Annotated in this window: 23 protein-coding genes; 11 read left to right on the forward strand and 12 right to left on the reverse strand. The window is 66.3% G+C overall.

The window, feature by feature from the left end; translation table 11 throughout:
- Window positions 1–21 precede the first annotated feature (21 nt).
- From fabA to HMPREF2581_RS18790, 4 genes are all read left to right on the forward strand, one after another.
- Window positions 22–537, forward strand: coding sequence for a 3-hydroxyacyl-[acyl-carrier-protein] dehydratase FabA (gene fabA / locus HMPREF2581_RS18775; RefSeq protein ID WP_003087475.1), 516 nt, complete (start codon window positions 22–24; stop codon window positions 535–537).
- 11 nt (window positions 538–548) lie between these two features.
- Window positions 549–1,766: a beta-ketoacyl-ACP synthase I gene (gene fabB, locus HMPREF2581_RS18780; protein ID WP_003087471.1), complete on the forward strand. Its 1,218-nt coding sequence runs from the start codon at window positions 549–551 to the stop codon at window positions 1,764–1,766.
- A gap of 153 nt (window positions 1,767–1,919) precedes the next feature.
- On the forward strand, window positions 1,920–3,545 hold the full coding sequence (locus HMPREF2581_RS18785) for a methyl-accepting chemotaxis protein (protein WP_003087469.1): 1,626 nt from the start codon (window positions 1,920–1,922) through the stop codon (window positions 3,543–3,545).
- Window positions 3,546–3,649: 104 nt separating this feature from the next.
- The gene (locus tag HMPREF2581_RS18790) at window positions 3,650–4,090 is read left to right on the forward strand and encodes a biofilm oxidative stress transcriptional regulator BosR (protein WP_003087468.1); all 441 of its coding nucleotides are present in this window, start codon (window positions 3,650–3,652) and stop codon (window positions 4,088–4,090) included.
- A 173-nt stretch (window positions 4,091–4,263) separates the two neighbouring features.
- Here the strand turns inward: HMPREF2581_RS18790 and HMPREF2581_RS18795 are convergent, their stop codons facing one another.
- Entirely contained in the window at window positions 4,264–4,740 is a 477-nt protein-coding gene (locus HMPREF2581_RS18795) for a DUF3859 domain-containing protein (RefSeq protein ID WP_003140147.1), read from the reverse strand.
- A 68-nt stretch (window positions 4,741–4,808) separates the two neighbouring features.
- Window positions 4,809–5,843 (reverse strand): amidohydrolase family protein, encoded by a 1,035-nt coding sequence (locus tag HMPREF2581_RS18800; protein WP_003140148.1) that lies wholly within the window; start codon window positions 5,841–5,843, stop codon window positions 4,809–4,811.
- Between HMPREF2581_RS18800 and HMPREF2581_RS18805 the strand changes: the two genes are divergently transcribed.
- The 5 genes from HMPREF2581_RS18805 to HMPREF2581_RS18825 all read left to right on the forward strand — a co-directional run bounded on the left by HMPREF2581_RS18805 (window position 5,842) and on the right by HMPREF2581_RS18825 (window position 11,501).
- On the forward strand, window positions 5,842–6,747 hold the full coding sequence (locus HMPREF2581_RS18805) for a substrate-binding periplasmic protein (RefSeq protein ID WP_003140149.1): 906 nt from the start codon (window positions 5,842–5,844) through the stop codon (window positions 6,745–6,747). The two genes, HMPREF2581_RS18800 and HMPREF2581_RS18805, sit on opposite strands and share 2 nt — an antisense overlap.
- A gap of 38 nt (window positions 6,748–6,785) precedes the next feature.
- Complete coding sequence (locus HMPREF2581_RS18810; RefSeq protein WP_003087460.1) at window positions 6,786–7,208, forward strand: MarR family winged helix-turn-helix transcriptional regulator; 423 nt, start codon at window positions 6,786–6,788, stop codon at window positions 7,206–7,208.
- A gap of 207 nt (window positions 7,209–7,415) precedes the next feature.
- On the forward strand, window positions 7,416–7,907 hold the full coding sequence (locus tag HMPREF2581_RS18815) for a (2Fe-2S)-binding protein (protein ID WP_003140151.1): 492 nt from the start codon (window positions 7,416–7,418) through the stop codon (window positions 7,905–7,907).
- Complete coding sequence (locus tag HMPREF2581_RS18820) at window positions 7,904–10,150, forward strand: xanthine dehydrogenase family protein molybdopterin-binding subunit (protein WP_003140152.1); 2,247 nt, start codon at window positions 7,904–7,906, stop codon at window positions 10,148–10,150. Before HMPREF2581_RS18815 ends, HMPREF2581_RS18820 begins: the two co-directional genes overlap by 4 nt.
- Before the next feature lie 49 nt (window positions 10,151–10,199).
- Complete coding sequence (locus HMPREF2581_RS18825) at window positions 10,200–11,501, forward strand: c-type cytochrome (protein ID WP_003140154.1); 1,302 nt, start codon at window positions 10,200–10,202, stop codon at window positions 11,499–11,501.
- A 10-nt stretch (window positions 11,502–11,511) separates the two neighbouring features.
- On the opposite strand, the gene HMPREF2581_RS18830 is transcribed toward HMPREF2581_RS18825, so the two are convergent.
- A complete protein-coding gene (locus HMPREF2581_RS18830) occupies window positions 11,512–12,294 on the reverse strand; it encodes an AraC family transcriptional regulator (protein ID WP_003097919.1) in 783 nt (260 codons plus the stop codon).
- A gap of 80 nt (window positions 12,295–12,374) precedes the next feature.
- On the opposite strand from HMPREF2581_RS18830, the gene panB reads away from it, so the two are divergent.
- A complete protein-coding gene (gene panB / locus HMPREF2581_RS18835; RefSeq protein WP_003087450.1) occupies window positions 12,375–13,196 on the forward strand; it encodes a 3-methyl-2-oxobutanoate hydroxymethyltransferase in 822 nt (273 codons plus the stop codon).
- A 10-nt stretch (window positions 13,197–13,206) separates the two neighbouring features.
- Here the strand turns inward: panB and HMPREF2581_RS18840 are convergent, their stop codons facing one another.
- From HMPREF2581_RS18840 to HMPREF2581_RS18860, 5 genes are all read right to left on the reverse strand, one after another.
- Complete coding sequence (locus HMPREF2581_RS18840) at window positions 13,207–13,932, reverse strand: dienelactone hydrolase family protein (RefSeq protein WP_003087448.1); 726 nt, start codon at window positions 13,930–13,932, stop codon at window positions 13,207–13,209.
- Window positions 13,933–13,999: 67 nt separating this feature from the next.
- Window positions 14,000–15,904, reverse strand: a complete 1,905-nt coding sequence (gene htpG, locus HMPREF2581_RS18845) for a molecular chaperone HtpG (protein WP_003087446.1) — start codon at window positions 15,902–15,904, stop codon at window positions 14,000–14,002.
- A gap of 117 nt (window positions 15,905–16,021) precedes the next feature.
- Entirely contained in the window at window positions 16,022–17,251 is a 1,230-nt protein-coding gene (locus HMPREF2581_RS18850) for a hypothetical protein (RefSeq protein ID WP_003140156.1), read from the reverse strand.
- Window positions 17,252–17,287: 36 nt separating this feature from the next.
- The gene (locus HMPREF2581_RS18855; RefSeq protein ID WP_003087441.1) at window positions 17,288–17,734 is read right to left on the reverse strand and encodes a PaaI family thioesterase; all 447 of its coding nucleotides are present in this window, start codon (window positions 17,732–17,734) and stop codon (window positions 17,288–17,290) included.
- Entirely contained in the window at window positions 17,731–18,204 is a 474-nt protein-coding gene (locus HMPREF2581_RS18860) for a PaaI family thioesterase (protein ID WP_003087438.1), read from the reverse strand. The genes HMPREF2581_RS18855 and HMPREF2581_RS18860 overlap by 4 nt, the downstream gene beginning before the upstream one ends.
- A gap of 172 nt (window positions 18,205–18,376) precedes the next feature.
- Here HMPREF2581_RS18860 and HMPREF2581_RS18865 point away from each other — a divergent pair, with 172 nt between their 5' ends.
- Window positions 18,377–18,613 carry a hypothetical protein gene (locus HMPREF2581_RS18865; protein ID WP_003087435.1) on the forward strand — a complete coding sequence of 79 codons (237 nt, stop codon included), beginning with the start codon at window positions 18,377–18,379 and terminating at the stop codon, window positions 18,611–18,613.
- A gap of 58 nt (window positions 18,614–18,671) precedes the next feature.
- Here the strand turns inward: HMPREF2581_RS18865 and HMPREF2581_RS18870 are convergent, their stop codons facing one another.
- The 4 genes from HMPREF2581_RS18870 to sucC all read right to left on the reverse strand — a co-directional run bounded on the left by HMPREF2581_RS18870 (window position 18,672) and on the right by sucC (window position 23,259).
- Entirely contained in the window at window positions 18,672–19,436 is a 765-nt protein-coding gene (locus HMPREF2581_RS18870; protein ID WP_003111671.1) for a DUF599 domain-containing protein, read from the reverse strand.
- A gap of 145 nt (window positions 19,437–19,581) precedes the next feature.
- The gene (brnQ, locus tag HMPREF2581_RS18875; RefSeq protein ID WP_003087430.1) at window positions 19,582–20,895 is read right to left on the reverse strand and encodes a branched-chain amino acid transport system II carrier protein; all 1,314 of its coding nucleotides are present in this window, start codon (window positions 20,893–20,895) and stop codon (window positions 19,582–19,584) included.
- A gap of 310 nt (window positions 20,896–21,205) precedes the next feature.
- The gene (gene sucD, locus HMPREF2581_RS18880; protein WP_003087428.1) at window positions 21,206–22,093 is read right to left on the reverse strand and encodes a succinate--CoA ligase subunit alpha; all 888 of its coding nucleotides are present in this window, start codon (window positions 22,091–22,093) and stop codon (window positions 21,206–21,208) included.
- Window positions 22,093–23,259, reverse strand: a complete 1,167-nt coding sequence (gene sucC, locus HMPREF2581_RS18885; RefSeq protein ID WP_003140159.1) for an ADP-forming succinate--CoA ligase subunit beta — start codon at window positions 23,257–23,259, stop codon at window positions 22,093–22,095. Before sucC ends, sucD begins: the two co-directional genes overlap by 1 nt.
- Between the last annotated feature and the right edge of the window lie 296 nt (window positions 23,260–23,555).

Here is a 23,555-nt window from a genome sequence, read left to right on the forward strand (position 1 = left end):
AGGGATTTTTGAGGAGCTCGCATGACCAAACAACACGCCTTCACCCGAGAAGACCTGCTGCGCTGCAGTCGCGGCGAGCTGTTCGGCCCGGGTAACGCGCAACTTCCCGCCCCCAACATGCTGATGATCGATCGCATCGTTCACATCAGCGATGTCGGCGGCAAGTATGGCAAGGGCGAGCTGGTCGCCGAGCTGGATATCAACCCGGACCTGTGGTTCTTCGCCTGTCACTTCGAAGGCGATCCGGTCATGCCCGGTTGCCTGGGCCTGGATGCCATGTGGCAGTTGGTCGGTTTCTACCTCGGCTGGCAGGGCAACCCCGGCCGCGGCCGCGCCCTGGGTTCGGGCGAAGTGAAGTTCTTCGGTCAGGTTCTGCCGACAGCGAAGAAGGTCACGTATAACATTCATATCAAGCGCACGATCAATCGTTCGCTGGTCCTGGCCATCGCCGACGGCACCGTCAGCGTCGATGGCCGCGAAATCTACAGTGCCGAAGGCCTCCGCGTCGGCCTGTTCACCTCCACTGACAGCTTCTAAGGGTTATCCGCATGCGTCGCGTCGTTATCACCGGTCTGGGCATCGTTTCCTGCCTCGGCAATGACAAAGACACCGTTTCCGCCAACCTCCGTGCGGGTCGGCCCGGCATTCGCTTCAATCCGTCCTACGCCGAGATGGGCCTGCGCAGCCACGTTTCCGGTTCGGTCGACCTGAACCTCGAAGAGCTGATCGATCGCAAGGTCTTCCGCTTCATGGGCGATGCCGCCGCTTACGCCTACCTGGCGATGGAGCAGGCGATCAAGGACTCCGGCCTGACTCCGGAACAGATTTCCAACCCCCGCACCGGCCTGATCGCCGGCTCCGGCGGCGCTTCCACCCTGAACCAGATGGAAGCCATCGACACCCTGCGCGAGAAAGGCGTCAAACGCATCGGCCCATACCGCGTGACCCGCACCATGGGCAGCACCGTATCGGCCTGCCTGGCCACGCCGTTCCAGATCAAGGGCGTCAACTACTCGATCTCCTCCGCCTGCGCCACCAGCGCGCATTGCATCGGCCAGGCCATGGAACAGATCCAGTTGGGCAAGCAGGACGTGGTCTTCGCCGGCGGCGGCGAAGAGGAACACTGGAGCCAGAGCTGCCTGTTCGACGCCATGGGCGCCCTCTCCACCCAGTACAACGAGACGCCGGAAAAGGCCTCCCGCGCCTACGACGCCAAGCGTGACGGCTTCGTCATCGCCGGCGGCGGCGGCATGGTGGTGGTCGAGGAGCTGGAGCATGCGCTCAAGCGCGGCGCCAAGATCTACGCCGAGATCGTCGGCTACGGCGCCACCTCCGACGGCTACGACATGGTCGCCCCGAGCGGCGAAGGCGCGATCCGCTGCATGCAGCAGGCGCTGGCCACCGTCGACGCGCCGATCGACTACCTGAACACCCACGGCACCTCCACCCCGGTCGGCGACGTCGCCGAGATCCGAGGCGTGCGCGAAGTGTTCGGCGACAAGGCGCCGGCCATCAGCTCGACGAAGAGCCTGTCCGGCCACTCGCTGGGCGCCGCCGGCGTACACGAGGCGATCTATTGCCTGCTGATGATGGAAGGCGGCTTCATCGCCGGCTCCGCCAACATCGACGAACTCGACCCGGAAGTGGCCGACCTGCCGATTCTCCGCGAGACCCGCGAGAACGCCAAGCTCGATACCGTCATGAGCAACAGCTTCGGCTTCGGCGGCACCAACGCCACCCTGGTCCTCAAGCGCTGGCAGGGTTGATTCCCTCCATCGCCGCATGAAGCGCCCTTCGGGGCGCTTTTTTGTACCCAGCGTTTCTTTACCCGAACTGCATGAACGGGCTAAACCTGGCGCCCCGCCTGCCGATAGAACTGATCAGCCCCGTCTCTCTCCTGCCCCCTGGAATCCGCCATCATGTCTTTGCGCAGTATGCCCATCGCGACCCGTGCCGCCCTGAGTTTCGCCCTGATCACCGCTCTGCTGGTCATCACCGGCATCTTTTCCCTGAACCGAATGGGTTCGCTCAACGAAGCCTCTTCGGACATCAGCGACAACTGGCTGCCTAGCGTCCGCGAAAGCGCCGAGTTGAACGTTCTGCTCGCCGAACTGCGGCAGGTGCAACTGGCCCATGTGCTGGCGGCGGACGACAGCAGCAAACGCTTCCTGGAAAGCCGCATGACGGAAATCGGCAAGGAACTGACCGATCGCGAGGGCGCCTACCAACGGCTGATCAGTGGTGCCGACGAGCGCTCGATCTACGAGCGCTACCTGGCTACCCGGCAGACGCTCCTGCAAAGCCAGCAGACCCTGGTGCAGATGTCGCGCAGCAAGCCGCTGGAAGAGACCCGCCAGTACACCGAAAGCACCTTGCTCGACCAGTACCGCGCCACCCAGCAGCAACTGCAGGCGCTGATCGACTTCAACGTCAAGGGCGCCAGCCAGGCCAGCCACACGGCCGATGAGGTCTATCACAGCGCCTTCGCCGCAGTGATCGGCGTACTGCTGGTCGCCGGCCTCGCTACCGTGGTACTGGCTTGGCTGTTCACCCGCAGCATCACCCAACCGATCGGCGAGGCGCTGCGAGTGGCCGAGGTGATCGCTTCCGGCGACCTCACCAGCCGCATCGACACCTCTGGCCGCGACGAACCGGCCAAGTTGCTGGTCGCCCTCCAGGGCATGCAGGCACAACTGCGCCAGACCATCCAGCAGATCGGCAGCTCGGCGACCCAACTGGCCTCCGCCGCGGAGGAACTCAGCGCCGTCACCGAGCAGGGCAACCGCTCGCTGACCCAGCAGAACGACGAAATCCAGATGGCCGCCACCGCGGTCAACGAGATGACCGCCGCCGTCGAGGAAGTGGCGCGCAACGCCAGCTCCACCTCGGACGCCTCGTCCGCCTCCGAGCAATCGGCGCAGAACGGACGCCAGCGGGTACTGGAGACGGTCCAGGCGATCCGCCTGATGAGCGAAGAAGTGGACAATACCTCGGCGCTGGTCGGCGGCCTGGCGGAAAAGGCCCAGGACATTTCCAAGGTCCTCGACGTGATCCGCGGTATCGCCGAACAGACCAATCTCCTGGCGCTCAACGCGGCCATCGAGGCGGCTCGCGCCGGCGAGCAGGGCCGCGGTTTCGCCGTGGTCGCCGACGAGGTTCGCGCCCTCGCCCATCGCACCCAGGAATCCACCCGCGAGATCGAGCAGATGATCGCCAACATCCAGGAAGGCACCGGCGCCGCGGTCGGCGCCATGGACAGCAGCAGCGTACGCGCCCGCAACATGCTGGAGATCGCCGAAGCCGCCGGCCTGGCGCTGAACGAGATCGCGGAGCGGGTCGGCCAGATCAACGAGCGTACCCTGGTGATCGCCAGCGCCTCCGAGCAGCAGGCCCAGGTGGCCCGCGAGGTCGACCGCAACCTGGTGAACATCCGCGACATCTCGCTGCAGACGTCCGCCGGCTCCAACCAGACCGCCGCCGCCAGCCAGGAACTGTCGCAACTGGCCATCGACCTGAACAACATGGTCACCCGCTTCGTCGTCTGACCATGCCGTGCGCCGTCTCACGGCGGCGCACTTGCTGCGGTTGCCCAGCGTGGAGCCCGGGTTTTACCATGAAACCCGATCCTCTCCCCTCCGGAGCCGCCCTGATGGTCAAGCGCACCAGCCACAAGCAAGCCAGTTGTCCAGTCGCCCGCCCGCTGGACGTGATCGGCGACGGCTGGTCGATGCTCATCGTGCGCGATGCCTTCGAAGGACTGACGCGCTTCGGCGAATTCCAGAAGAGCCTCGGCCTGGCCAAGAACATCCTGGCGGCGCGCCTGCGCAACCTGGTGGAGCACGGCGTGATGGTGGCGGTCCCGGCCGAAAGCGGCAGTCACCAGGAATACCGCCTGACTGACAAGGGACGCGCGCTCTTCCCCCTGCTGGTGGCGATTCGGCAGTGGGGCGAGGACTATTTCTTCGCCCCGGACGAATCCCATGTCCGCCTGGTCGAGCGCGACAGCGGCCAGCCGGTGCCGCGCCTGCAGGTACGCGCCGGCGACGGCAGTCCGCTCGCCGCGGAAGATACCCGGGTCAGCAGGGACTGATCGAAGGACGAACAGGCTACCATCGGCATCCGCGCGTACGCCGCCAAAACGGCGGATAACCGCGGGCGGTTATTCGCCCTGCCGCACGCAGGCAACCCTTGCCCGGTAGAGCGAATGGCGCCCCCGCGTTATCCACGCGACACAAGAAAACCAGCGCTTTGCATGGCTCGCGCTCAGCGCACGTCGAAGGATTTCGACGCCAGCAGGCGATCGCCCTGGAACACCATCAACCGCCATTCGCCCTTCACCACTTCGTGCGGCTCGGTGAATTCGTAGGCCATGACATCGGTCGGCGCGCCCGGCACCAGCTTCTGCACCACTTCGAACTTGTCATGCCGCTGGCCATCCGGAGTGACCACGCCCGGGGTGAGGTAGAGCAGCGTCAAAGGCGTATCGCCTTCCTGCTTGCCGCTGAGTTGATAACGCATGCCGAACTTGGTGCCGAGCTTGGCCGGGACTTCGGTGGTCTGCTGGATGTTCTGCTCGCTACGGGTCAATACCCGTTCGCCGGGCTGGAAATCCTGGTAGCGGCTTTCGAACACGCCATATTCGATGGGGCCGTCGATACGCACCTCGGCCTGCGCCGCCACGGCGACGCCGGCGCCGAGCAGGAAGACGGAACGACTGATGCAAGAACGGATGAAGGACATGACTCACTCCTGGATGGGACTGGCGCGAGCCTATGACGCCGGCATGACAGACTGATGACGAATCCGGGTTATTCGCCTCGCGGATCGGCGGGCTGGCGCGGCAGCACCGCCAGGAAGTTGTCCCGCGCCACCTGGCGAGCGACCTGCTCGGGCAAGGCGTCGAGGAACGGATCGAAGCTCGCCATCAACTCGGGCAGGCTGTCGAACTGGCCGACCACATCGGAACCGAGCATGAAGCGTTGCGGAAACCGCTCGACCAGTGCCAGCCACTGCGGGTCGGGCTTGCCCTGCTCGTCCAGCAGGTACGGGCGCAACACCGACCAGGACAGGTCGATGTAGAGGTTCGGGTAACGCTGCAGCAGACGCCCAAGGGTCGGCAGGAGGAAGTCCAGTTTCTTCTGGTGGCGATGGATCTCCATGCTGGTCCCGGCATGGGCCCAGATGAACCGCACATGCGGGTGATTGCGCAGGGGCTCCTCGATTTCCGCCAGGTACAGCGGGTTACGTTCGCGCTTGGAAGTGACGTTGGCGTGCAGCAACACCGGCAGGTCGAATTCGGCGGCCAGGTGATAGACCCGCGCCAGCGCCTCATTGTTGGCCCTCGGCACGTCGCCGTAGGTCAGCGCGGTGAGGTCGTCGTGCCGGGTAAAGATCTCGCCGATGCCCTGCCAGAGTCCCGGGTCCAGCTCCAGCATGCGACGGATGTGCGCGTCGGCGTTCTTGTCGGTCGGGTTGAAACCGGTCAGGAACGGATGCACGCGCCGCCGCTGCTCGGCTGGCAGGGATTTCACCGCCGCCGCCACGATCACGTCGGTGGCGCTGTACCAATAGGCTCCGGCATCGTCGCCAGCGTAGTAGCGCGGCCGCTTCGGCTCGTCCTCGTGCCATTTCTTGGCGACCGCGACGCCGCTGAGCATCACATGGTCGACCCGGCCTTTGTCCATCGCCTCCAGCAGGCGCGGCATGCCTTCGCTTTCCTGGAAGAAATCCACGTAGTGCACGTGAGCGTCGCTGTAGCGATAATCCCTGGCATGGGTCAAGGATGTCACCAGGGACAGGGCGAACAATGTCGAAAACAGGGCACGCGTACGGGGGCCAGCCATGGCATTCCTCCTGATAGGCCTGAGTGAACATAGACCGCAGCCGCTCGGCCAGGGTTCGCCGCTCCGCTGGCTGGCCCTGCTGTTCGGCCTGCTGGCCTGGCATGCCGGGGCTGGCGAACGGGTGATCTATCCGCGCCATTCCGAAGGGCGCAACCCCGAACCCTACGTCGTCGAGCTGCTGCAACTGGCGCTGGCCAGGAGCGGCGGCGACTACCGCCTGGAGCCCAGCGCGCAGCCCATGCCGCAGTCCCGTGCGCAACTGCGCCTGGAGCAGGACGATCCGGGCCTGCAGGTGATGTGGGCGCAGTCCCGCGACGACCTGGAAGAGACCCTGCTGCCGATCCGCATTCCGATCTATCGCGGCCTGATCGGCTGGCGCATTCCCCTGGTCAGCGCCGCCAACAAGGACCTCCTGGCCTCGGTGCGGACCCTCGACGATCTCCGCCGCCTGCGCTTCGGCCAGCGCCAGGACTGGGCCGACACACCGATCCTGCGCGCCAACGGCCTGGAGGTGAAGACCAGCCAGAGCTACGAGAGCCTGTTCCGCATGCTCGATGCCGGCCGCTTCGAGGTCTTCCCCCGCGAGGTCGTAGTGATCGACGGAGAACTGGAGGACGCCTCCCGCGCCGGGCTGCACCTGGCGATCGACCAGCACCTGGCCCTGCACTACCCCGCGGCCTTCTATTTCTTCGTTTCGCGTCAACGCCCGGAACTGGCCGAGGCCATTCGCCAGGGCCTGGAGAAGGCGATTGCCGACGGTAGCTTCGAACGGCTGTTCGAGCGACATTTCAAGACGCGGCTGGAAAAGCTTGCCCTTCGGCAGCGGAGAATAATCGAGCTGAAAAACCCCTATCTTCCAGGAAAAACTCCTTTTCAGCGCGAGGCACTCTGGTACCGGCCGTGAGCTAGAATGAGGCCTTCACGCCACCACCGATGCCCAGCATGTCCCGTACCACCCCGTACCGCCTCGACGACCAGATCGGCTTCATCCTGCGCCAGGCCAACCAGCGCTATGCAGCGTTGTTCGCCAATGGCATCGGCAACGGCCTGACACCCACCCAGTGGGCCGCCCTGGTCCGCCTCGGCGAGACCGGACCCTGCCCGCAGAACCAGCTCGGCCGGCTCACCGCCATGGACGCCGCGACCATCAAGGGCGTCGTCGAGCGCCTGGACAAACGGGGACTGATCCAGCGCAGCGCCGATCCGGACGACGGCCGGCGCCTGCTGGTCAGCCTCAGTCCTGCCGGACGCGCCGAACTCGAGGCCGGCCTGGCGGCCGCCCGCGAGATCAACCGGCAGGCCTTGGCTCCCCTCTCCCCGCAAGAACAGGAAACCCTGCGCGGGTTGCTCGCTCGCCTGACCTGAGGCCATTGCGGTCTATCCTTTTTTTCCGCGTTACGTCGTCCGGAGCTGCGCCTTTCGTCGTAGCGGCCTGCCATTGACAGTTCGCCGCAGGCATCCATAACATGTTTGTATACAAACAAATTCCCGCAGAGCCGCACGCTACCAGGCACGGCCGACGGGACATCCGCCTGATGAACAGCCATGCCCCCGGCATGGGGAGAAACCGCCATGAGCGATGCCCTTGCCCTGACCGTCAACGGTCAGTCCCTGCGCCTCGATGTCGCCCCCGATACCCCCCTGCTCTATGTCTTGCGCAACGACCTGCAACTGAACGGTCCCAAGTTCGGCTGCGGCCTCGGCGAGTGCGGCGCCTGCACCGTGCTGATGGATGGCGTCGCCACCCGCTCCTGCATCACCCCGGTGGAGGCTGCCGTGGGCCGCCAGGTGGTTACCCTCGAAGGACTCGGCGATGCCGCCCATCCCCATCCGCTGCAACAGGCCTTCATCGACGAACAGGCCGCCCAATGCGGCTACTGCATCAACGGCATGGTGATGACCGCCAAGGCGTTGCTGGATCGCAACCCGAACCCCAGCGACGGCGAGATCCGCCAGGAATTGGCCTACAACCTGTGTCGCTGCGGCACCCATGTGGAGATTCTCAAGGCCGTGCGGCGTGCCGCCGAGAGCCTGAAGGAGCGTCAGGAGGAGCACCCGGCATGAGCCTGGCCAATCCCTCGCGACGCGGCTTCCTCAAGGCCGGCGGCCTGCTGCTGGTCACCGTCAACCTGCCCGCCCCGCTACTCGCCCTCGCCGAGCAGGGCGCCACCGACCTGCCGCTGGACCAGGTCGACTCGTTCATCGCCATCGCCGCGGACGGCAAGGTCACCGCCTTCTGCGGTCACGTCGACCTTGGTACCGGCATCCGCACGGCACTGGCGCAGATCGTCGCCGAAGAGTTGGACGTCGCGTTCGAGCAGGTCGAGATGATCCTCGGCGACACCCGTCGCACACCGGACCAGGGGCCGACCATCGCCAGCGCCAGCATCCAGGTCAGCGCCGTGCCGCTGCGCCAGGCCGCCGCCGAAGCCCGGCGCTTCCTCCTGCGTCAGGCCGGAAGCCATTTCCCGGTGCATCCGGACAGCCTGCGCAGCGAAAACGGCCAGGTCTTCGCCGCCGCCAATCCGCAGCGACGGATCGGCTACGGCGAGTTGCTGCGAGGCCAGCGCTTCAACCTGAACATCGACGGCAAGGCGCCGCTCAAGCCGCGCAGCGAGTACCGTCTGGTCGGCAAGCCGGTGCGTCGGGTGGACATCCCGGCGAAGCTGACCGGTCAACTGACCTATGTCCACGACATGCGCTTGCCCGGCATGCTGCATGGGCGAGTGGTACGCCCGCCCTATACCGGCGCGGATGTCAGCGCCCCGCTCGGCAGCGGCCTGCTGGCGGTGGACGAAAGCTCGGTCGCCGGGCTGCCGGGGCTGGTCAAGGTGGTCGTGATCGGCGACTTCGTCGGCGTGGTCTGCGAACGCGAGGAGCAGGCGATCCGCGCCGCGCGCCAGCTCAAGGTGCGCTGGAAGGACTGGCAGGGCCTGCCGCCGCTGGAACCCGACCGGCTCGAGGACACGCTTCGCCGGCATCCGAAGAAGCCACGCACGCTGCACGACTCACCCGGTCTCGAGCAGCACCTCGCGGGCATCGCCCGGCCGCTGTCGGCCACCTATGTCTGGCCCTACCAGTTGCACGCCTCCATCGGCCCTTCCTGCGCCCTCGCCGAGGTCGATGCGCAGCGCGCTCGCGTCTGGTCCGGCACGCAGAACCCGCACGACCTGCGCAACGACCTGGCCAGGCTGCTGCAGCGCGAGACCGGGGACATCGAGGTGATCCGCATGGAAGCCGCCGGCTGCTACGGACGCAACGGCGCCGACGACGTCAGCGCCGACGCCGTGCTCCTGGCGCAGACGGTGGGCCGGCCGGTGCGGGTACAACTGATGCGCGAACAGGAACATGGCTGGGAACCGAAAGGCACCGCGCAACTGATCGAGGTCCGCGGCGGTCTCGACGAGCAAGGCCGGGTGGCGGCCTACGACTTCGCCACCTGCTACCCCTCCAACGGTGCGCCGACCCTGGCCCTGCTCCTCACCAGGCGGATCCCGGCCACCCCGCAGGTGGCCGACATGGGCGACCGCACCGCGATCCCGCAATACCGCTACCCGCGGATGCGGGTGGTGGCCAACGACGCCGTCCCCATCGTCCGCGCGTCCTGGATGCGCGGCGTCTCGGCGCTGCCGAACGTGTTCGCCCATGAGTCCTACGCCGACGAACTGGCGCACCTGGCCGGCATCGACCCCATCGCCTTCCGCCGCCGCTACCTGGACGACCAGCGCGCCCTGGCGCTGATCGACGCCCTGGTCGCCCGCGCCGGCTGGCAGCCACGCACCTCCCCCAACCCAGAGGCGCGCCGGGACGGCGTGCTGAAGGGACGCGGCTTCGCCTATGCGCGCTACTTCCACAGCAAGTTTCCCGGTTTCGGCGCCGCCTGGGCCGCCTGGATCGTCGACGTCGAGGTGAACCCGGAGAACGGCGCGGTGCGCGTCGCCAAGGTCTGGGTCGCCCATGACTGCGGGCAGATGGTCAATCCCGATGGGGTCAGGCACCAGGTCCACGGCAACGTCATCCAGTCCACCAGCCGGGTACTCAAGGAGTTCGCCACCTTCGACCGCCGCGGCGTCACCAGCCTGGAATGGGGCGGCTACCCGATCCTCGGCTTCCCCGAACTGCCGGAGATCGACGTGCTGCTGCTCGACCGCCCCGAGCAGCCACCGATGGGCGCTGGCGAGTCAGCCTCGGTGCCCAGCGCCGCGGCCATCGCCAATGCGATCTTCGACGCTACCGGAGCGCGCCTGCGACAGGTGCCGTTCACTCCGGAACGCGTACTCGCGGCGCTGCGCAGCGCGCAGGCCTGATCCTTTTCCCCGGGGCGCCGCGGCGCCCCGCGCAGTGGATGACTGACAGATGAAGAAGGCAACACGCATCGGCCTCTGGGCCTCCGGCAGCCTCGTCGCGCTCGCCGCCATCGCCCTCGGCTACGCCTGGCAACCGGCCATCGCGCCACTGGAAGGCACACCCGGTCCCTTCAGCGCCGAGCAGATCGCCCGCGGCGAACGCCTCGCCGCCCTCGGCGACTGCGCGGTCTGCCACACTCGCGAAGGCGGCCCGCGCAACGCCGGCGGACGGGCCTTGCCGACGCCGTTCGGGACGATCTACAGCAGCAACCTCACGCCGGATCGCGCGAGCGGCATCGGTGGCTGGTCCTACCCCGCCTTCGAGCGGGCCATGCGGCATGGCGTAGCCCGCGACGGCAGCTATCTGTATCCGGCGTTCCCTTACACCGCCTTCACCAGGACTCGCGGCGAAGACCTGAAGGCCCTGTACGCCTACCTGATGAGCCAGCCGGCGGTGCACAGCGAAACGCCTGCCAACCAGTTGCCGTTCCCCTTCGACCAACGCCAGCTGATGGCCGGCTGGAACCTGCTGTTCCTGGAGCCCGGCGCCTACCGCGACGAGCCGACGCGCAACCAGCAATGGAACCGCGGCGCCTATCTCGCCGAAGGCCTCGGCCATTGCAGCGCCTGCCACTCGCCGCGCAATGCGCTCGGCGCGGAAAAGTCCGGTAGCGCGCACTTCGCCGGCGGCGAGGCGGAGGGCTGGACCGCGCCAGCCTTGAACGCCAGTTCGCCGGCGCCCATCGCCTGGAGCGAGGAGGCCCTCTACGCCTACCTCCGCCACGGCTATTCGGCCTACCACGGGGTCGCCAGCGGGCCGATGGCGCCAGTGGTCGGCGAAGGCCTGGCCAAGCAGTCGGACGAGGACCTGCGGGCCCTGGCCCATTACCTTGCGTCCTACGCCGCTGCCCCGGCCGGGGAAACCGATCAGCAACAGGCGCAACGCCTCGACCGGCAGGGCTACGGCCGCGTGCAACCGCCCAGCGGCAGCGGCGCGCGCCTGTTCGCCGGGGCCTGCCTGGCCTGCCACCATGACGGCGACGGACCGCGCTTCTTCGGCGTGCGTCCATCCCTGGCGCTGAACAGCAATGTGCATGCGGACAGCCCGGACAACCTGCTGCGGATCATCCTCGACGGCATCCACAGCCCGGCCACCGGCGACCTCGGCTATATGCCCGGCTTCCGCCATAGCCTCGACGACCGGCAAGTCGCCGCCCTGGCCAACTACCTGCGCGAGCGTTTCGCCGGCAAGCCCGCCTGGCCGGACCTCGCGGCCAAGGCGGCAAGCCTGCGCCGACAGGCGGCGCCCTGAAGCATGCGGCTCAGTTGGGCAAGCGCAGGGAGCGGGCGAAGCAACCGGGGGTCTGGCCGAAATGACGCTGGAACAGGCTGATGAACGCCGAGGTGGAGTCGTAGCCAAGGTCGCTGGCCACCCGCGTCACGCTGGCGCCCTCCTCCAGCGCGGCGACCGCGTTGAGCAGACGCAGGCGCTGGCGCCACTCGCGAAACGACAACTGGGTCTGCTCGCGGAACAGCCGCGCCAGGGTCCGTCGGGAAGCCCCCACCAGTCCCGCCCAATCCGAGATGCCGCGCGGATCGGCGGGATCCGCCTGTAGCGCGTCGGTGATCCGGCGCAAGCGCGGGTCGCCAGGCAACGGCAGGTTCAGCGGCGCCTCGCGAAGGCGCCCGACCTCATCGGCGACCACCTGCATGAGACGCTCGGCCTCGCCACCCGGCGGATATTCACGGGGAAATTCCGCCGCCCGCAGCAACAGTTCGCGCAGCAGGCCGGACACCTCCAGTACCCGGCAACCGCCGGGCAGCGAACGATCCAGGTAGAGACTGCGGAACAGCACAGGGTTGCAAGCCTCCGCGGCGTGCCGGACGCCCGGCGGAATCCACAGCGCCCGCTGCGCCGGCACCAGATAGCTGTGCCGCTCGGTGCTGGCGCGCAAAGTGCCGCTGGCGGCGTACATCAGTTGGCCCCAGGGGTGGTCGTGCATCTCCACCCGGTGCCCGGCGGGCATCTCGAAGGCGCGCAGATACACCGCGCAGGGCAGGCTGCGGAATCGCGGCAGGTCGCGTTCTTGTCCCGTTTGCGGCATCGGTTGTCCCCATCCGTCGAGTGAGCGGTGCGTGGCCGATGGTAGCGTGTGGCTCCCCATAGACAAACCGGAGCCACGCCATGAGCAGTCATCGCCCGCAACATCGCCTGTCCGTTCCCGATATCCAGCGCCGCAAGGGTGCCGGCAGCCTGGTGGCGCTGACCGCCTACAGCACGCCCATGGCCCGCCTCCTCGATCCGCACGCCGACCTGCTGCTGGTCGGCGATTCGCTGGGCATGGTGCTCTATGGCATGCCCAGTACCCTGGGAGTGAGCCTGGAGATGATGGTCGCCCACACCCTGGCGGTGATGCGCGGCAGCCGGCGCGCCTGCGTGGTGGCCGACTTGCCGTTCGCCAGCTACCAGGAATCGCCCCGACAGGCGTTCCGCAACGCCGCACGCCTGCTGGCCGACAGCGGCGCCCAGGCGGTGAAGCTGGAAGGCGGTGAGGAAATGGAAGAAACCGTGGACTTCCTGGTACGCCGTGGCATACCGGTGCTCGCCCATATCGGCCTGATGCCGCAGCAGGTCAACGCCATGGGCGGCTTCAAGGCCCAGGGGCGTGACCCGGAAAGCGCCGAACGGGTACGCCGCGACGGCCTCGCCATGCAGCGCGGCGGCGCCTTCGCGGTGGTCATCGAAGGCGTAGGCGAGCCGCTGGCCCGTCGCCTTAGCGAAGAACTGGCGATCCCCTGCATCGGTATCGGCGCCTCGCCGGCCTGCGACGGCCAGGTACTGGTCAGCGAGGACCTGCTCGGGCTAAGCGGCGAACAGGTACCGCGCTTCGTCGAACGCTACGCGCGCCTCGACCGGGAAATCGACGAGGCGGCCCGGCGCTTCGCCGAGGACGTGCGCGAACGGCGCTTCCCCGAGGCCAGGCATTGCTTCGCCATGCGCGAGTGAGCCGGCGGTCTCAGGCGAAGACTTCCGCCAGCAGGTCGTCCATCGCCTGGAAGGCACGCCGGGAGGTCCTGGCGTCATAGTGCATCTTGCCCGGCACCTTGGCGTTCGGATCGGTGAAGGAATGCACCGCGCCGCCGTAGCTGGTGAGCTGCCAGTCGACGCCGGCATCGGTCATCTCCCTGGCGAAGGCCGGCAACTGCTCGCGCGGCACCAGCGGATCGGAGGCGCCGTCGAGGACCAGTACCGCGCCCTTGATATTCCTGGCATGCGCCGGGTCCGGCGTATCCAGGGTGCCATGGAAGGACACGAAGGCCTTCAGCTCGGCGCCGTCGCGAGCCAGCTCCAGCGCGCAGCAACCGCCGAAGCAGAAACCGAAGGCGGCCTGGCGGGTCGTATCGACAGCCGCGAGCGCCTGTCCGCGCAAGGCCGCCAGCGCTGCCTGCATGCGCTTGCGCAGCAGGGCCCGGTCGTTCTTCAGCGGCATCATCGCCGCGCCCGCCTCGTCGCCGTTCTGCGGACGCACGTCCCTGCCGTAGAGGTCCGCGACCAGCACCACGTGCCCACGGCCGGCGACCTGCCGGGCGATGTCCAGCGCGGCGGCGCTCACGCCCATCCAGTTCGGCGCCATCAGCAGGCCCGGGCGCGGTCCCGCGTGGCTGGCGTCGTACACCAGTTGACCTTCGTACGGCTGCCCATCGATGTCGTAGGCGACCGGCTCTACACGAATCTCACTCATGGGTACTGCTCCTGCGAGAGTTGGAAAAGACAAAGCCCGCCGAAGCGGGCTTTGTCGGGGCTACTGCTTAAGCGGACAGCTCCACCAGCAGCTTGTTCAGTCGGCGTACGTAGGCGCCCGGATCCTTGAGGCTGTCCCCCGCGGCCAGGGCGGCCTGGTCGAAGAGAATATGCGACAGCTCGCCAAAGCGGTCCTCGTCCGGCTCCGCATCCAGCTTCTCGATCAGCGGATGCTGCGGGTTGATCTCGAAGATCGGCTTCGAGTCCGGCACTTTCTGCCCACTGGCCTCGAGGATCTGGCGCATCTGCAGGCCAAGGTCCTGTTCGCCGATGGCGAGGATCGCCGGCGAATCGGTCAGGCGGTGGGAGACGCGGACTTCGCTGACCTGCTCGTCGAGCACCTTCTTCAGGCGCTCGATCAGGCCTTCCTTGCTCTTGGCGACTTCTTCCTGGGCCTTCTTGTCCTCTTCCGAGTCCAGGCTGCCCAGGTCCAGGTCGCCGCGGGCGACATCGACGAACTGCTTGCCGTCGAACTCCGGCAGGTAGCTCATCAGCCACTCGTCGATGCGATCGGTGAGCAGCAGCACCTCGATGCCCTTCTTGCGGAAGACTTCCAGGTGCGGGCTGTTCTTCACCTGCGAGTAGCTCTCGCCGGTGAGGTAGTAGATCTTGTCCTGGCCTTCCTTCATCCGACCGATGTAGTCGGCCAGCGCTACGCTCTGCTCGCCCGAATCGTCGCCGGTGGAGGCGAAGCGCAGCAGGCCGGCGATCTTCTCCTTGTTGCCGAAGTCTTCCGCCGGGCCTTCCTTGAGGACCTGGCCGAAGTTCTTCCAGAAGGTCTTGTACTGCTCCGGCTCGTTCTTCGCCAGTTTCTCCAGCATGTCCAGCACGCGCTTGGTCAACGCCGACTTCATCGAGTCGATCACCGGATCCTTCTGCAGGATTTCCCGGGAGACGTTCAGCGACAGGTCGTTGGAGTCGACCACACCCTTGATGAAGCGCAGGTACAGCGGCAGGAACTCGTCGGCCTGGTCCATGATGAACACGCGCTGTACGTACAGCTTCAGGCCTCGTGGCGCCTCGCGATGGTACAGGTCGAACGGCGCGCGGCCCGGCACGTAGAGCAGCGAGGTGTATTCCAGCTTGCCTTCGACCTTGTTGTGGCTCCAGCTCAGCGGGTTCTCGAAGTCATGGGCGACGTGCTTGTAGAACTCCTGGTATTCCTCGTCCTTCACCTCGGCGCGCGGACGGGTCCACAGCGCGCTGGCGCGGTTGACCGTTTCCCATTCCGGCTCGGCCGGCTTGTCGGCCTCTTCGCCGTGGAATTCCTTGGGTAGCTCGATCGGCAAAGCGATGTGATCGGAGTATTTCTTGATCACGTTGCGCAGGCGCCAGCCATCGGCGAACTCCTCCTCGCCCTTTTTCAGGTGGAGGACGATGCGGGTGCCGCGCTCGGGCTTGTCGATGGTGGCGACGTCGAACTCGCCCTCGCCCTTCGACGACCAGTGCACGCCTTCGCTGGCCGGCTGGCCGGCGCGACGGGAGTAGACATCGACCTTGTCGGCGACGATGAAGGCGCTGTAGAAACCGACGCCGAACTGGCCGATCAGGTGCGAATCCTTCTTCTGGTCGCCAGACAAGTTCTTCAGGAAGTCGGCGGTCCCGGACTTGGCGATGGTGCCCAGGTGAGTCACCACATCCTCGCGGCTCATGCCGATGCCGTTGTCTTCCAGGGTGACGGTGTTGGCTTCCTTGTCGAAGCTGACGCGGATCTTCAGCTCGGCGCCGCCCTCGAGCAGCTCGGGATTGGCCAGGGCTTCGAAACGCAGCTTGTCGGCGGCGTCCGAGGCGTTGGAAATCAGTTCGCGGAGGAAGATTTCCTTGTTCGAATAGAGAGAATGAATCATCAGGTGAAGCAGTTGCTTCACTTCAGTCTGAAAGCCCAGTGTCTCTTTTTGGGTTTCCACGCTCATCGCTCCAAGCTCCATCAATGACATAAGCCGCGTACCACGGCGGATGTCCCCTAGGTGGGGCCTTCTTCCGGCTTTTCAAGCGCTTATGCGAAAAAACCGCGCACCGTCGTGCGACGACTAGCGTTCGAGCAGTTCGAGACGGGCGATCTCCGCCGGGTGCAACAGGTAGCTCGCCTCCCCCGCACCGGGCATTTCCCGGCGGATCACCAGGCGCCCCTCGCTGTCGAGGCCGGTGAAACGGCCCTCGGCGATACGCCCGCGTACCGTAGTGGCCTTGACCAGGCGCTGGCTGTAGCGCTGCGGTTCGACCTGGACCAGCTCCAGGTCGAGGGTGGCGTTGCCCGGCGCCGGCAGCGCCTGCGGCTCGGGCGGCGCCGCCGCGGCCACGGTCGCAGGCTCCGCCGGCAAGGCGGGGAACGCGTCGCCGCGCACCGTCCACTCCCGCCGGGCGTTCTTCTCCAGCGTCAGCTCCAGCACCTGAGTCTGGCCGGCCACCAGGGCCTCGATACGCAGCGGCCGCGCATGGCTGGCCGCGCGCCAGGACGGCGCCCGCACGAGGCTGACGTCGCGGCTGGCGAAGCGCCGCTGCAGATAGTCGCGCAAGACCAGGGCCAGGGTATCGTCGGAGTCGTAGCCCAGGTCGACCTTGCCGTGCCGATAGCGCAGCCGGTCGGTATATAGCTCGACGTGGCCGCTGAGGGTGGTCCGGTAGTCGCTCGGCAGGCTCAGGTGGAACTCGCCCTCCAGGCGGTTCGGCGCCTTGGGCCGCAGGTCCAGGTGCAAGGTATAGCCACGCAGGAGACGACGCGCCTCGGGCAGGTCCTGCTCCGGTTGCAGCCAGCTCAGCTCGACTTCTGGCAACGCGCCGCCGTCCTCGGGCAGCACGTCCAGGCGCAGCGCCCCGAGCGGCTGTGCCGGAAGGCGGATCTGCAGCTCGCGCTGGGCGTAGAAATCGTGCCCCTGGCGCAGGCTCAGCACGCCGCCGATCAACTCGCCGCTCTGCGGCGCGAAAGGCTTGCCGTTGAACTCCCCGCTGAGCGCGATGGCCAGTTCCGCCGGCGGCCTGGCCTCCGGCTTCAGCCAGCGCAGGCTGAGGATCGCCTCCAGTCGCGCAGCGTCGTGACTGGCCAGCAGCGCCAGGCCGACCACCAGCGGGATGCAACCCAGCGCGGCCAGCCCGACGCCCTTGCGCGCCGTACGCCAGTGCACGCCGATATAGGCCAGCGCCACCGGCGGGAAAAGGCTGCCGTAACCCCACAGCAGACCGGTACCGAAGGCCAGGACGATGACCCAGATATAGCCGGCGACCATCAGCAGCAGGCCGCCCAGAATCAGCAAGGCATCCATCGCGATATCCTCAGCCCACTTTCCGCAGCGTACGGCTCACGGCTCGTCCACCTTGAAATGCGCCCGCGCGGTGGCGATGGGCTCGCCCTGGGTGGTCTGCCAGGCGTTGATCGCGACGTTCGCCACCCGTCGCCCCTGGCGCCAGACCTGGCATTGCGCGTAGGTATCGCGGAAGTGCCCGGCACGCAGGTAATCGATGGAGAAATCGATGATCTTCGGCAGGTGCGGAATGCTCATGAAAGTCAGCAGGTGCAACATCGCCGCATGCTCCATGAAGCCGGCGATCACACCGCCATGGATGGCCGGCAGGGTCGGGTTGCCGATGTTGTCCTTGTTCGCCGGCAGGCGGAAGACCATGTCGTCGCCCAGGCGCAGGCATTCGATGCCGAGCAGCTTGGCGTACGGGATCAGCTCCACCAGCGGGCTGTAGTCGTTGTTCCGGCGCGCGTCGCGGACCAGTTGCTCGAGGCTGGTCGGGCTCATGCCGCACCTCCCTGCGCGGCCGGCCTGGCCGCCCCGGAGCGAGCCGAACCGCCCATGCGCATGAAGGCGCCGACGACATGGGCGATGGGCTGGCCCGGATCGTCCTGGTAGGCGAAGCCGCGGGTGAAGATCACGTTCGGCGTGACCCGGTAGCACTCGGCGAAGCCATAGACATCCTTGTGCGGTTCGGCGGGATGCATATAGTCGATGCGCAGGTCGAGCGTCGGGCAGATCTCGAAGTCCGGCAGCACGCAGACCGTGGAAATACCGCAGGTGGTGTCCATCAGGGTGGTGATCGCGCCGCCGTGGACGACCCCGCTTTCCGGGTTGCCGATGATCGCCTGGCTGTAGGGCAGGCGCAGGGTCAGTCCTTTCTCGTCGGCGGCCTCGACCGTCAACCCCAGCACCTGGCAATGACGCAAGGCCGAGAGAAAGCGCCGGGCGCGCTCGAGGAGAGGATTTTCCGACATGACGGCGACCTTGCTGGGAGTTTTCTGGAGGGCGAATCATACCCTGCCGCCAAAGCCCCGGCAGCCGGGGTTTTGGACATAACGATCGAAATAGTCGAAGTGTGTGGAACTTCACGCCAGCGCAAATGTTCAAAGGGCTACAACGAGGAAAGCCGCACATGGAGGCTAAACGATGAAAAAGACCGTAACTCTTGCCCTGCTGCTCGCTGCCAGCCTTGGCCTGGCCGCTTGCGACAAGAAAGAGGAAGACAAGGCAGCGGCCCCGGCAGCTCCGGCTACCGAGACCCAGCCGAGCGCTCCGGCTACTCCCCCTGCCGAGCCCAGCGCCCCGGCGCCGTCGAGCGACACTCCGGCAACCCCGCAGACTCCGGCACCGACTCCGGAGCAACCGCAACAGAACCAGCAATAAGTTCTCGTTGACGTACCCTGAAAGAGCCCGCGCAAGCGGGCTTTTTCATGCCCGGGATTCAGCCTCTGGGCACCTCGCCCTCGCCTTCCCGCGGGCTTTCGGCGATTGCGGTCTCGGTGTAGACCATCACCTCCAGCACGTCCGAATGGAACTCGCGGCGATACAGGACCAGCACCACGCCGGCCGTCACCAGCATGAAGAACCAGGAGTTGATGAACCAGGCGAGCATGGCCAGGCCGAAATAGTACGAGCGCAAGCCGAAGTTGAACTGGTTGGCCGCCAGCGAGATGACCCGGGCGGCACGCTCGGCAAAGGATTTGCGCTCCAGCTCGCCGACGTTGCGCTCGCCGATCATCGGTGCCGAGCCGACCAGGATCGCCGCGAAGTTGTACTGGCGCATGCACCAGCTGAAGGTGAAGAAGGCATAGACGAAGACCACTGCCAGGCACAGCAGCTTCAGTTCCGACAGTCCCCGGCTGGCCTCCTCCACGAACGGCAGGTCGGCCAGTACCGAGACGGCGCGGTCGGTGGAGCCCAGCAGGGTGAGGATGCCGGCGAGGATGATCAGCGTGCTGGAAGCGAAGAACGACGCGTTGCGCTCCAGGTTGCCGATCACGCTGGCGTCGGCGATACGGTTGTCACGCAGCAGCAGCCGGCGCATCCAGTCCTCCCGGTAGAGGTGCAGGACGCTGGCCAGGCAAGCGGTGTCGCGGCCCTTCCAGGTGGCGTAGCGGGTGTAGCCCACCCAGCAGAACAGGAACCAGAGCGCCGCCAGCAGGTGTTGCGGCAGGTGCCCGTTGAAAATGCCGAGTTCGGCGGTCATGAAAACTCCCTCTTGAGCCGGCCGGGAATCGCCCCGCCGTTGTTTCGCGCCGTTGGGACGCCGCTCGCCGCGGCCAGGACACGACTTTCGTCGGCTCATGAAAAAGGCCGCCCGGAGGCGGCCTTCCTGGGGTTCGCCTGACGTCTCAGGCGACCGCTTCGCGCGGCTTGCCCAGCAGCCGATCGCAAACGACTGCCAGGACCAGCGCAATGGATACCGGCAGCAGCCAGCCAAGGCTCTGATCGGCGAGCGGGAGCTTGGCGAAGACGTCCGGCACCCACCCGTTCAGCTTGGCCGCCCCCAGCCCGTCGACGATGCCGAAGAGCAGCGCGACGATCATCACCGGCACGAACACCCGCGGGGCCGACACCCAGAGCCGGTCGAACAGGCTCAGGGCGATCAGCACGATGGCGAGCGGATAGAGTCCCACCAGAACCGGTACCGAAAGGCTGATCAACTGGGTCAGTCCCTGGTTGGCGACCAGCAGGCTGAACAGCGAGAACACGATCACCACCGTCTTGTACGAAACCGGCAGCAGGTCGCTGAAGAACTCGCCGCACGCCGTGATCAGCCCTACCGCCGTGGTCAGGCAGGCCAGGGTGATGACCACCGCCAGCAACAGGCTGCCGGAAACGCCAAAGGTCTGCTGCACATAGGCGGTGAGGATCTGTACGCCATTCTGGGCGTCGCCGGCGATGCCCTGGCTGGTGGCGCCAAGATAGAACAGCGCCAGGTAGACCAGGGACAGGCCGGTGGCGGCGATGACCCCGGCGATCATGGAATAGCGCGTGACCAGCCGGCTGTCGCTGATGCCGCGGTCGCGAATGGCGGTGGCGATGACGATACCGAAGACCAGGGCACCGAGGGTATCCATGGTCAGGTAGCCCTGCAGGAAACCCTGCACCAGGGGCGCGCTCTGGTACTCGCCGGAACTGCTGCCGATCTCTCCCGCCGGCGCGAAGATCGCCGCGCCGCCAAGGACCAGCAGGGCCGACAGCAGCACCGGCGTGATGACCTTTCCGACCCGGTCGACAAGGCGACCCGGGTTCAGCACCAGGAACAGAACCACGGAGAAGTAAGCGACGGTATAGACGAGCAATGGCGCGCCGCCGTCCCCGGTGAAGGGCGCGACGCCCATCTCGAAGGACACCACGGCTGTACGCGGGGTGGCGAACAGCGGGCCGATGGCAAGATAGACGGCGATGGCAAACGCTACTCCCGCGCGCCGCCCGATCGGCTGGGTCAGGCGGCCAATACCGCCTCCGACCCGGGCCAGGGCGACCACCGTCAGCAACGGCAGGCCGACACCGGTAAGGAGGAAGCCGAAAGCCGCGCTCCATACGTGTTCGCCCGCCGCCATGCCGGCACTGGGAGGAAAGATGATGTTACCCGCGCCGAGAAAAAGCGCGAACGTCATGAAGCCAAGGGCGAGCAGGTCGAACCCTTTCAAATGAGTCATAGGAGGATGTACCACTGGCAGAAGTCTCGGTTGTTCGGGGTTTCCCTTTGGGGGTGTTAGGAAACATCGTCCTTCCGGATGAGGAGGACCGGTCAAGCCGCCCGACCCCTTTTGAGGGCCATGTGGCGCTATAGCTGCAGGCGCGCTGGCCTGCGGGATGATGCGTGGCGCGCCCGGGGTTTTGTCGGACACGAACCGTTGGCAATGATAGCGCATCGCGGCAACATTCGTTTGACGGATGCGATAGAACGACGAAGGCCACCGCTGTGAGGCGGTGGCCTTCGTCCTGGAACTCAGAAAACCCGGGAAATCAGGCCTTCTTCACTTCCCAACCGGTCAGCTCGGCCAGGGCCTTGCCGATGTCGGCCAGGGAACGCACGGTCTTCACACCGGCGTCCTGCAGGGCGGCGAACTTCTCGTCCGCGGTGCCCTTGCCGCCGGAGATGATGGCGCCGGCGTGGCCCATGCGCTTGCCCGGAGGGGCAGTCACGCCAGCGATGTAGGACACCACCGGCTTGGTCACGTTGGCCTTGATGAAGGCCGCGGCTTCTTCTTCGGCGGAACCGCCGATCTCGCCGATCATGACGATGGCTTCGGTCTGCGGATCTTCCTGGAACAGCTTCAGGATGTCGATGAAGTTGGAGCCCGGGATCGGGTCGCCGCCGATGCCCACGCAGGTGGACTGGCCGAAGCCGGCGTCGGTGGTCTGCTTCACGGCTTCGTAGGTCAGGGTGCCGGAACGCGACACGATGCCTACCTTGCCCGGCAGGTGGATGTGACCCGGCATGATGCCGATCTTGCACTCGCCGGGAGTGATCACGCCCGGGCAGTTCGGGCCGATCAGGCGTACGCCCAGCTCGTCGCACTTGACCTTGGCGTCCAGCATGTCGAGGGTCGGGATGCCTTCGGTGATGCAGACGATCAGCTTGATGCCGCCGAATGCCGCTTCCAGGATCGAGTCCTTGCAGAACGGAGCCGGAACGTAGATGACCGAGGCTTCGGCGCCGGTGGCTTCCACGGCTTCCTTGACAGTGTTGAACACCGGCAGGCCGAGGTGGGTGGTGCCGCCCTTGCCGGGGGTCACGCCGCCGACCATCTTGGTGCCGTAGGCGATGGCCTGTTCGGAGTGGAAGGTGCCCTGGCTACCGGTGAAGCCTTGGCAGATGACTTTGGTGTCTTTGTTGATCAGGACGCTCATTACTTACCCTCCGCGGCCTTGACGACTTGCTGGGCAGCGTCGGTCAGGCTGGTTGCCGCGATGATGTTCAGGCCGCTTTCGGCCAGGACCTTGGCACCCAGTTCAGCGTTGTTGCCTTCCAGGCGGACGACAACCGGAACCTTCACGCCGACTTCTTTGACGGCGCCGATGATGCCTTCGGCGATCATGTCGCAACGCACGATGCCGCCGAAGATGTTCACCAGGACAGCCTTCACGTTGCTGTCGGACAGGATGATCTTGAACGCTTCGGTCACGCGCTCCTTGGTCGCACCGCCGCCAACGTCGAGGAAGTTGGCCGGCTTGCCGCCGTGCAGGTTGACGATGTCCATGGTACCCATGGCCAGGCCGGCGCCGTTGACCATGCAGCCGATGTTGCCTTCCAGCGCGACGTAGTTCAGCTCCCACTTCTGCGCATGGGCTTCACGGGCGTCGTCCTGGGACGGGTCGTGCATGGCGCGCAGCTTCGGCTGACGGTACAGGGCGTTGCTGTCGATGTTGATCTTGGCATCCAGGCAGTGCAGGTTGCCGTCTTTCTTGATCACCAGCGGGTTCACTTCCAGCAGGGCCAGGTCGTAGTCCTGGAACAGCTTCGCCAGGCCGACGAAGATATGGGTGAACTGCTTGATCTGGTCGCCCTTCAGGCCCAGTTGGAAGGCCAGCTCGCGGCCCTGGTACGGCTGCGCGCCGACCAGCGGGTCGATGGTGACCTTGAGGATCTTCTCGGGAGTGTCGTGGGCGACCTTCTCGATGTCCACGCCACCTTCGGTGGAAGCCATGAACACGATGCGGCGGCTGGAACGATCGACGACGGCGCCGAGGTACAGCTCCTTGTCGATGTCGGTGCAGGACTCCACCAGGATCTTGCTGACCGGCTGGCCGTTGGCGTCGGTCTGGTAGGTCACCAGGTTCTTGCCCAGCCACTGCTGGGCGAACGCCTTGGCGTCCTCTTTGCTCTTCACCAGCTTCACACCGCCCGCTTTACCGCGGCCGCCGGCGTGCACCTGAGCTTTGACGACCCACTCGCTGCCGCCGATCTTGTCGCAGGCTTCTGCGGCCTCTTCGGGGGTGTCTACGGCAAAGCCCTTGGATACAGGCAGGCCGTATTCAGCGAACAGCTGCTTACCCTGATATTCGTGGAGATTCATGCTTGTCTACCGTTATTCGTCTAGGTATTGCGCATTTCGGCGGAGCGCTCGTGGCACCCCACCACCTGTGACCGTCGCTTCGCGAACCACCCGGCTCGCGAAAAAACAGTCCGGCGGCATACGCCCGCGGCCACCTCGCAACGGTCGCCGGCGCTCACCCGCCGTGGTTCTTCTGAAAGTCTGCCGCCTGCGTCATCCCGACGCAGGCGGCAAACCGTGGATTCTACAGAACCCGGACCCGACAAGGCCAGGAACCTGTCCTGGCCTGACGGACGACGCGTCCCGCGTCGCTGTGA

Origin of the sequence: Pseudomonas sp. HMSC057H01, assembly GCF_001836405.1 — a bacterium.
Lineage (GTDB): Bacteria > Pseudomonadota > Gammaproteobacteria > Pseudomonadales > Pseudomonadaceae > Pseudomonas > Pseudomonas aeruginosa.

What these genes read in the sequence shown, in the direction of transcription:
- panB (WP_003087450.1), top strand. Translation starts at nt 12,375, where the DNA reads ATGAGCAGTCATCGCCCGCAACATCGCCTGTCCGTTCCCGATATCCAG.
- HMPREF2581_RS18855 (WP_003087441.1), bottom strand. Translation starts at nt 17,734, where the DNA reads ATGAGCCCGACCAGCCTCGAGCAACTGGTCCGCGACGCGCGCCGGAAC.
- HMPREF2581_RS18820 (WP_003140152.1), top strand. Translation starts at nt 7,904, where the DNA reads ATGAGCCTGGCCAATCCCTCGCGACGCGGCTTCCTCAAGGCCGGCGGC.
- HMPREF2581_RS18800 (WP_003140148.1), bottom strand. Translation starts at nt 5,843, where the DNA reads ATGGCTGGCCCCCGTACGCGTGCCCTGTTTTCGACATTGTTCGCCCTG.
- sucD (WP_003087428.1), bottom strand. Translation starts at nt 22,093, where the DNA reads ATGAGCGTCCTGATCAACAAAGACACCAAAGTCATCTGCCAAGGCTTC.
- fabA (WP_003087475.1), top strand. Translation starts at nt 22, where the DNA reads ATGACCAAACAACACGCCTTCACCCGAGAAGACCTGCTGCGCTGCAGT.
- HMPREF2581_RS18795 (WP_003140147.1), bottom strand. Translation starts at nt 4,740, where the DNA reads ATGTCCTTCATCCGTTCTTGCATCAGTCGTTCCGTCTTCCTGCTCGGC.
- HMPREF2581_RS18870 (WP_003111671.1), bottom strand. Translation starts at nt 19,436, where the DNA reads ATGACCGCCGAACTCGGCATTTTCAACGGGCACCTGCCGCAACACCTG.
- HMPREF2581_RS18865 (WP_003087435.1), top strand. Translation starts at nt 18,377, where the DNA reads ATGAAAAAGACCGTAACTCTTGCCCTGCTGCTCGCTGCCAGCCTTGGC.
- HMPREF2581_RS18790 (WP_003087468.1), top strand. Translation starts at nt 3,650, where the DNA reads ATGGTCAAGCGCACCAGCCACAAGCAAGCCAGTTGTCCAGTCGCCCGC.
- HMPREF2581_RS18840 (WP_003087448.1), bottom strand. Translation starts at nt 13,932, where the DNA reads ATGAGTGAGATTCGTGTAGAGCCGGTCGCCTACGACATCGATGGGCAG.
- htpG (WP_003087446.1), bottom strand. Translation starts at nt 15,904, where the DNA reads ATGAGCGTGGAAACCCAAAAAGAGACACTGGGCTTTCAGACTGAAGTG.
- HMPREF2581_RS18860 (WP_003087438.1), bottom strand. Translation starts at nt 18,204, where the DNA reads ATGTCGGAAAATCCTCTCCTCGAGCGCGCCCGGCGCTTTCTCTCGGCC.
- brnQ (WP_003087430.1), bottom strand. Translation starts at nt 20,895, where the DNA reads ATGACTCATTTGAAAGGGTTCGACCTGCTCGCCCTTGGCTTCATGACG.
- sucC (WP_003140159.1), bottom strand. Translation starts at nt 23,259, where the DNA reads ATGAATCTCCACGAATATCAGGGTAAGCAGCTGTTCGCTGAATACGGC.
- HMPREF2581_RS18785 (WP_003087469.1), top strand. Translation starts at nt 1,920, where the DNA reads ATGTCTTTGCGCAGTATGCCCATCGCGACCCGTGCCGCCCTGAGTTTC.
- HMPREF2581_RS18815 (WP_003140151.1), top strand. Translation starts at nt 7,416, where the DNA reads ATGAGCGATGCCCTTGCCCTGACCGTCAACGGTCAGTCCCTGCGCCTC.
- HMPREF2581_RS18850 (WP_003140156.1), bottom strand. Translation starts at nt 17,251, where the DNA reads ATGGATGCCTTGCTGATTCTGGGCGGCCTGCTGCTGATGGTCGCCGGC.
- HMPREF2581_RS18805 (WP_003140149.1), top strand. Translation starts at nt 5,842, where the DNA reads ATGGCATTCCTCCTGATAGGCCTGAGTGAACATAGACCGCAGCCGCTC.
- HMPREF2581_RS18830 (WP_003097919.1), bottom strand. Translation starts at nt 12,294, where the DNA reads ATGCCGCAAACGGGACAAGAACGCGACCTGCCGCGATTCCGCAGCCTG.
- HMPREF2581_RS18825 (WP_003140154.1), top strand. Translation starts at nt 10,200, where the DNA reads ATGAAGAAGGCAACACGCATCGGCCTCTGGGCCTCCGGCAGCCTCGTC.
- HMPREF2581_RS18810 (WP_003087460.1), top strand. Translation starts at nt 6,786, where the DNA reads ATGTCCCGTACCACCCCGTACCGCCTCGACGACCAGATCGGCTTCATC.
- fabB (WP_003087471.1), top strand. Translation starts at nt 549, where the DNA reads ATGCGTCGCGTCGTTATCACCGGTCTGGGCATCGTTTCCTGCCTCGGC.